Annotated in this window: 7 protein-coding genes; 2 read left to right on the forward strand and 5 right to left on the reverse strand. The window is 63.3% G+C overall.

What is annotated here, in order from left to right; all coding sequences use genetic code 11:
* Positions 1-4: 4 nt before the first annotated feature.
* Positions 5-733 (forward strand): FAD-dependent oxidoreductase, encoded by a 729-nt coding sequence (locus VHD36_24695; protein HVU90544.1) that lies wholly within the window; start codon positions 5-7, stop codon positions 731-733.
* A gap of 4 nt (positions 734-737) precedes the next feature.
* Here the strand turns inward: VHD36_24695 and VHD36_24700 are convergent, their stop codons facing one another.
* From VHD36_24700 to rny, 3 genes are all read right to left on the reverse strand, one after another.
* Positions 738-1,775 carry a lipase gene (locus tag VHD36_24700; protein ID HVU90545.1) on the reverse strand — a complete coding sequence of 346 codons (1,038 nt, stop codon included), beginning with the start codon at positions 1,773-1,775 and terminating at the stop codon, positions 738-740.
* A 196-nt stretch (positions 1,776-1,971) separates the two neighbouring features.
* Complete coding sequence (locus VHD36_24705; protein HVU90546.1) at positions 1,972-2,814, reverse strand: TIGR00282 family metallophosphoesterase; 843 nt, start codon at positions 2,812-2,814, stop codon at positions 1,972-1,974.
* Positions 2,815-2,881: 67 nt separating this feature from the next.
* Complete coding sequence (gene rny / locus VHD36_24710) at positions 2,882-4,438, reverse strand: ribonuclease Y (protein ID HVU90547.1); 1,557 nt, start codon at positions 4,436-4,438, stop codon at positions 2,882-2,884.
* Between the two features lie 920 nt (positions 4,439-5,358).
* Between rny and tilS the strand changes: the two genes are divergently transcribed.
* Positions 5,359-6,387, forward strand: a complete 1,029-nt coding sequence (tilS, locus tag VHD36_24715) for a tRNA lysidine(34) synthetase TilS (GenBank protein HVU90548.1) — start codon at positions 5,359-5,361, stop codon at positions 6,385-6,387.
* Between the two features lie 72 nt (positions 6,388-6,459).
* Here the strand turns inward: tilS and VHD36_24720 are convergent, their stop codons facing one another.
* Together VHD36_24720 and VHD36_24725 are read right to left on the reverse strand one after the other, a co-directional pair.
* A complete protein-coding gene (locus tag VHD36_24720) occupies positions 6,460-6,741 on the reverse strand; it encodes a hypothetical protein (GenBank protein HVU90549.1) in 282 nt (93 codons plus the stop codon).
* 121 nt (positions 6,742-6,862) lie between these two features.
* Positions 6,863-7,258 (reverse strand): transposase (locus VHD36_24725; GenBank protein HVU90550.1); only part of this gene is annotated, 396 nt, incomplete at its 5' end.

Consider the following 7,258-nt stretch of genomic DNA (forward strand, 5'->3'; position numbering starts at 1 on the left):
CTTTATGGCCGTTGATACGCCCGCCACGATTGCCGTCATCGGCGCTGGCCCGATCGGGCTCGAAGCCGCCCTGTACGCGCGAGTTCTCGGTTACGAGGTGCGCATCTTCGAGCAACACGAAATTGTCGGCACTTTGCGGCGTGGAGATCCGGCGCGGCAGGTGGTGTGGCGCGAAAGCACTTCTCCGCTTGGCATTGCCGCCCTGTCGGCGCAAGATCCGAGATGGCAGCCGCCCGAGCCAGAGGCCGCGATTTCTCCGGCCGATCTGGCCGAGCGATACTTTTTGCTCCTGGCGCAATCCGATTTGCTCGTCGACAGCCTTTACCTTGGCAGCGCGGTGATCGGCATCGAGCGCGACCTGTCTCCCGGTGAGGTCGTCGAGGAGGACGAAGTGGCCGGCTTCCGGCTGCGTATCCGCACCGCAAGTAGTGAAACTGAGGAGACAGTTGACGTCGTGATCGACGCTTCGGGCCCGGCCGTGACAAGCGAGGCTGACTCGCTCGCATTCGGTGCCTTGCTCGGGACAAAACGGGGGCAATCCACCGCCGGGGACCTGTCTCCGCAGCGATTGCTGACGGCCGAGGCCGATTACTACGTCCTGGGCGCGAAGTCGGCTCCGGTACAGTCAGAATTCCGCTTCGTCGACGGCCTGGCGCAGGTCCGCGACCTGTTTACGATCATTGCCGACCGAGCGTCGCTCGATCTCTACGCCCGCACTGCAGCCCTCAGTTAAGGACTCAAGGCGCGACGTCGTCCTCGCCGATCGGTTCGCGGACGCCGTCCGCGCGAAAGGCACCGGTACGGAGGAATCGTCGCGTATGCTGCTGCACTGTTTTGCTCATCATCATCGACGAGTGCAAGGCGTCGACCAGAATGAAGTCGCTTGCGCCCACCAGACGGGCCTCGGCGACGCGCACCGTGCCATCGTCGTCCCCGTCGAGCAAAGGATTGAAGCCACTGTCGTTGCCGCGCCCGCCGGCGATGATGCCGAACTCGCAGGGGGGCGTCGCCAGATGCGGTTCCAGTTCGCTCCACCGGTGCGCCATTTGCTGCGCCGATTCTCCCAACGTCGTGTCGAAGATCACGTTCCCTCCCAGCCGGTCGGCCACGCGCGAGCCGTGGTTCGGCGGGCCCAACATCACGAACCGTCCCAGCCGTGGATCGTGCCGCCCCTGGTGAGCGAGGGCGTGATCGGCCAGATAATGACGCACGACCAGGTTGCCCAAACTGTGCGCGACGAAGTGAATCTCCTTGGCGCCGTCGAGATTGGCCATGATCGAACGCAAGGCCGCGGCATGATCGGCCACCGAGGCGCGGGTGCTGGGGTAGGCAATGCTGATGACGGTCCAGGTGCTCTCCTCGGCCAGGGCCTCGACCAGGGGGCCCATCTGCTGGCGGGTCCCGATCAGGCCGTGCAGCACCAGCACGACCGTGCCGCGCACCGGCTCGACGGCGCCGCGCTCTTTGAGCTTTTCCAAATGGTCGAGGCACGCCTCCTGGCTGCCCCAGGCACGGCGCACATCGTCGGGATCGAGCAGCCGGCAGTGTCCGGTCACGACGTGGCGCTGGATGCGCCAACGGCCGCAGCAAACAACGTCTCCCCACAATTGCGTTCCGCCGCGCGTCGGCGCGACGACGTTGGGAGGATCGGCCAGGAAGTTCGCACGAATGACGGGCCAGCGCATGAAGCCAGCCGGCTCCTCGGCCGGCGCCAGCCCAGCCTGCAATACGAATGCCCCCAGCAGCAGTGCGGAATGGGTGCACAAACGGCGCATCGACATGCCTCGTCAGGACGTTCCAGCCCGCGTCCCGCAACAGAATAGGGGGCGATACGCTAGCAGCCGCGGTGCCCAGCGGCAAGACCATTCGCGCCCACGCCGCGGCCTGGCTTGCGCACTGAAAAAGTGCGTAAGGAGAGGTGGGAGCGCCGCTAGCAGGCCGAAAGCACATGCGCTACAGCCCGCGGACACTTCACCCCGCGGACAAGGGCACCGACGTCGCACCCTTGGCCGCCTGCGCAAGGGCGTCGGCTTCGGGCCCCAGGACACACAGTCGGCGGATCGCCGTGGCGCGACCGGTCGCTTCGTCGACGTCGACGATCGTACCACACAGGCGCGGATCGCCGGTGGCTACCTCGAAATGGCTGGGCAAGAACGTCCGCGTAGTCTCCAGAACCCGGTCGATGCGCCGCCCCAGAATACTTTCGTAGGGGCCGGTCATGCCCACGTCGCATTGAAACGCCGTGCCGCCAGGCAGAATCTGCTCGTCGGCCGTGGCCACGTGCGTGTGCGTTCCCAACACGGCGGATACGCGCCCGTCCAGGTACCGTCCGAGCAACTGCTTGTCGCTGGTGGCCTCGGCGTGACAATCGAGCACGATCACTTTTACATCGGCCGGCATATTCGAGAGCACCCGGTCGGAGGCGGCAAAAGGACAATCTACCGGCCGCATGAACACGCGCCCCAGCACGCTGAATACGCCCACGGGAACCCCGTTGCGCGCTTTGACGACGGCCAGTTCGTGCCCCGAGGCCTCGGCCGGGAAGTTCGCCGGCTTGACGATGTTCGTCTCCTGCTCCATAAGCGGCGCGATCTCTTGCCGCCGGTAGATGTGATCACCCAGCGTGATGCAATCGACGCCCGCGCGCAACAGCTCGCGGTAAATTGCCGGCGTGATGCCGGATCCGCCCGCCGCGTTTTCGCCGTTGGCGATCACCAGGTCCAGCTTTTCGCGCGCGATCAAGCCCGGCAGAGCTTGCACGATGATGTGCCGCCCTGGCTTACCGACCACGTCGCCGATCAACAAGATACGCAACCGTTTCTCCTCACGCACTCTTAAGGCATGGCCGATGGAAGGTTAGATGGAACTCAATCGCTGGGCTTTAGCGGGCAATCTCCGTGAAGCGCGATTCACGCAGCACCGTCACCTTGATTTCGCCCGGGTAGGTCAACTGCTCTTCGAACGCCTTGGCGATGTCGTGGCAAATCTTGGCGGCCGACGCGTCGGTCGTGTCCTTGGCACTGGCCAGCACGCGCAGCTCGCGCCCGGCCTGGATCGCAAACGCATGATCGACGCCGGGGAAGCCGCAGGCGATCGTTTCCAACTCTTCCATCCGCTTGATGTAACGTTCCAAGCTCTCGCGACGCGCGCCAGGACGCGAGGCACTGCAGGCGTCGGCCGCGGCCACGAGCACGGTGTAAGGATTATCGATCCGCAAGTCGTCGTGGTGCCCCAGCGCCGCGTGGACCACCTCGGGGCGTTCATTATGCCGTTTGAGAATATCCGCGCCGATCTTCGGATGCCCGCCTTCGGCTTCGTGGTCGGCCGCCTTGCCGATATCGTGCAACAGGCCGCAGCGCCGTGCCAACTTGCCGTCGAGGCCGATCTCTTCGGCCATCATGCCGGTGAGGAACGCCACCTCGATCGAGTGTCGCAGCACGTTCTGACTGTAGCTGGTGCGGAAGCGCAGGCGGCCTAAGAGGTGGATGATCTTGGGATGCAGCCCAGGCACGTCGGCTTCTTGCGCCGCTTCCTCGCCGAGCTGTTGCAGGTGCTTCTCGAGCTCGGTCTGCGTTTCGGCAACGATCTCCTCGATCCGCGTGGGATGGATGCGGCCATCGGCAATCAGTTTGCTGAGCGAGATACGAGCGACTTCGCGGCGCACCATGTCGAAACCACTGACGATGACCACGCCCGGCGTGTCGTCGATGATGACGTCGACGCCGGTCGCTTTCTCGAAGGCGCGGATGTTGCGGCCTTCGCGGCCAATGATCCGCCCTTTCATGTCGTCGTTGGGGATGTCGACGGTGCTGGTCGTGGTCTCGGCCGTGTGGGCGGCGGCGTAGCGCTGCAAAGCCGTGATCATGATGTCGCGCGACTTCTCCTCGCAGACCTCGGCCATGTGCCGCTCGTGCTTCATGATCAGGGCGCCCGACTCGTGCTGCAGCTCGGCATCGAGCTGCTCGAGCAGCCGGCGGGTGGCTTCGTCCTTGGACAGGCCGCTGACCTGGTGCAGGGTTTGCCGCTGCAGATCGAGCAGCTTGCCCAGCTCGTCGTTGCGGCGGTTGGTTTCCTCGATCCGTTCAGCCAGCTTGCGCTGGTTCCCCTCGACCATTTTTTCCTGCTTGCGGAGCTGGTCGCCCTGCTGTTCGAGCGCGTCTTGCCGCTTGTCCAGCATGCGATCGCGCTCGTGCAATTCCTGGCGAATGACACCCAGCTCTTTTTCCCCCTCGGCCTTGACCTGAATGGCCAGCTCTTTGGCGGCCAGCTCAGCTTCTTTGCGCCGTGTTTCGATGTCGCGCTCGGCCCGCTCGATGATTTCGCGGGCCCTCTTTTCGGCATCCGTCTGCCGCAAATAATCCAACATCTTGATCAAAACGAACGTCATGACGGCCGCCACGGCAGCGGTCACGAGCACGGTGACAACATTCGATTCCACGGTTCACCCCCGAAAATATCAACGCCGCGCGCTAGCTAGTGATCCGCCTGCGCAGCGATTGGCCTAAAACACGGAATGCCCGCAGAAGGCGGACAGGCCAAGGGAGAAGTTGGACGCGGCGGAGCAGAAAAGCCTGGCCGCCGGCCAAGTGAGCCAAACCAAAAACAACCTGATTGATGCCGTAGCGCTGCGCGAAGCCGAGCGTTATCCGCTTTGGGTCGGGGAATCGTCCGAACGGCGCGCGCGAGGATGCACGCGCGGCGGCCTTAGAGGCCAGGAGAACTCGACCTCACCCCGCCAAACCACGGGGGTGACTCCGTACAACGGAAGCAGCGTCATCCAGTCGTTACGCGGAAGCTCAAGCCCAAGGCACGGACTGGGTTCAGAATTATGAGGGTTCTGACGCGGTACGCGTGCTAATTCGACTTGAGGGGCCTTCTTGCCTTCTCCGCTGGGAAGTAGTCCCAGCAGTTGTTGCAAGATAATGATCAAGAGGTGCATCGTAGGGGCCGACTCCCGCAAGCGACTGGTTCTTCCCACATCAGGCAGATCCAGTTGCAAACTCGCTATAACTTCCCTTGGCTGACGCCCATTCCTGCTGAGCCGCCGCGGTACAAACTCGCCGTATTCAAAGACTGCAACGGTGACGTTTGCGCCCTCAAGCAGGACCGGCAGTCCCCGCCGGGCAGGGACCACTGTGCCGTAACACGAACAGCCACGAGTGTGCGAGCCAGTCGCAACTCGCTACCGGACCTGGAACTGGCAAACTAACGTCATCCTAACAGAGTCTCCCGAACCTGCAACCATTTTAGGGTTTACCGCTGGCATATGCGGTTGGCAAGGACCATCTTGTGGCTGGTGGTCCGCTCGCAAAACAATCAACAAAAGCCGCCGGAAAAACATTGTCCCGCAGAGATGCCGTGACCCCAACTTTCGAAGCCCAACTGGCCGCCGCCTGGCCCCCGGACCGCTGGCAGGATGTTACCGTGCTCGTGGCGGTCTCGGGCGGACCCGACAGCACGGCGCTGCTTTGCGCGCTGGCGGCCTTGAAACCGCCGGGCCCCGGTCGACTGATTGCCGCCCATTTCAATCATCGCCTGCGCGGCGAGCAAGCCGATGGCGACGAGCGGTTCGTCGTCGAATTGTCCGGCGCGCTGGGAGTCGCCTGCCGCGTGGGTCGGCCAGCGGTCGCTGACGGGCTGGATACCGGGGCTGGCGCCGACCGCGCCGACGCCTGCCGATCGAGCGAGGAAACGTCGCGCGCGGCACGCTACGATTTTCTAACGCGAACCGCAAAAGAGCTTGGCGCTCGCTACGTCGTCACCGCGCACACGGCTGATGACCAGGCCGAAACCGTCTTGCACCGCATCCTCCGCGGTACCGGAGTGGCAGGCATGGCCGGGATGGCCGAGGCGCGCGAGCTGGCGCCAGGCATTGCTTTGGTGCGCCCGCTTTTGGGTATCAACCGGGCGACAGTACTCGATTACCTGACCGAGATGGGGCAGTCGTTTTGTCACGACAGCTCGAATGCCTCGCTCGATTACACGCGCAATCGCCTGCGGAATGACCTGCTGCCGAAGCTGGCTGCCGAATACAACCCGCGCGTCGTCGAGTCGCTGCTGCGACTGGCCCAGTTGGCGCGCGAAGCGCAACGGATCATCGAGGTCGACGCCGCGGCGCTTGCCACACGTGCGATCGTGTCGGCCGGACACGCGCAAATCGTCATCGACACCGCCCCCCTGGCCGAAGCCACGCCCTACCTGGTGCGCGAAATGCTGATGGCGATTTGGCGCGAACAAAACTGGCCGCTGCAGGCGATGGGCTTCGACGAGTGGGACGCACTCGCTGCACTGGCGATCGAGCCGCTGGAAGCCCAGCGGAAGCGAGATTTTCCCGGGTCGATCACCGCCGAGCGAAAGGGTGAGAAGCTGGTTTTGAATAAGTGCTGAGCGCGAAGTGATGAGTGATGAACGTCGAAGATGACAGCTCAGCACTCATCGTTCATCACTTCGCACTTTGCCTCATCCTTGATTCGGCAGGTCGCCCACGAAGCCGGCACTGGCCAGCGTCTTCGCCTTCACCACGTCGACCAGCTTGATGGCCACGATTTGCGTGTAGGACAGGATCACCTTGCGAGCACCGATCGTGTCGGGCGTGCGCCGCTCGATCAGCAAGAGCGCATCAGTGGTCATGAAGCCGTCGAACGGCACCTGCTCGCCGAACGCCGTCACCAGCACGCCGCGCCGCGGCAGTTCCTTGGGCCAGGCCAGAAAGTAATCACGCCACGCGGCACCGGCATCCATACCGAAAGACTCCTTAAGTAGGGTGCCCTGCGGGCACCAGAATTATGACGACGGCAGCGCAAGAAAGCACATTTGGCAGGATTTGCACGAATGCGATAGGGCATGGTGCCCACAGGGCCCCCTACTCTCCTACAACGCCACTCAAATCGTCTGACTTCAGCGTCTGCGGGAACAAGGCGCACCATTCTTGACCATAGACTCCCAATCGCACCCAACGGTGAAACGAAGAATACTGCCAGTCCTTTGGCGAACGGACCAACCCATGTTTGACCGGATTGAAATGAATATAGTCGAGCAGCCTGGCGAAGTCTTCCTCATCGCGCACGGCATGCTCCCAAAAGCGTCGTTGCCAAACGCCGTGTCCACCGCGATTACGACGAGATGCCGTAATCGGCATCTCGTCGCCACCCTGCGCTAGCCAAGACTTCGTGAACTCCTTTTTGATCCAGCCCAGGCGCCGCGAATACGACGCATCGGATGCCGGCAGGGTCCAGAGCGTATGGAAATGGTCGGGCAA

The organism is Pirellulales bacterium (genome assembly GCA_035546535.1).
In the GTDB taxonomy this organism is placed as follows: domain Bacteria; phylum Planctomycetota; class Planctomycetia; order Pirellulales; family JACPPG01; genus JACPPG01.

What these genes read in the sequence shown, in the direction of transcription:
- VHD36_24695 (HVU90544.1), top strand. Translation starts at nt 5, where the DNA reads ATGGCCGTTGATACGCCCGCCACGATTGCCGTCATCGGCGCTGGCCCG.
- VHD36_24700 (HVU90545.1), bottom strand. Translation starts at nt 1,775, where the DNA reads ATGCGCCGTTTGTGCACCCATTCCGCACTGCTGCTGGGGGCATTCGTA.
- VHD36_24720 (HVU90549.1), bottom strand. Translation starts at nt 6,741, where the DNA reads ATGGATGCCGGTGCCGCGTGGCGTGATTACTTTCTGGCCTGGCCCAAG.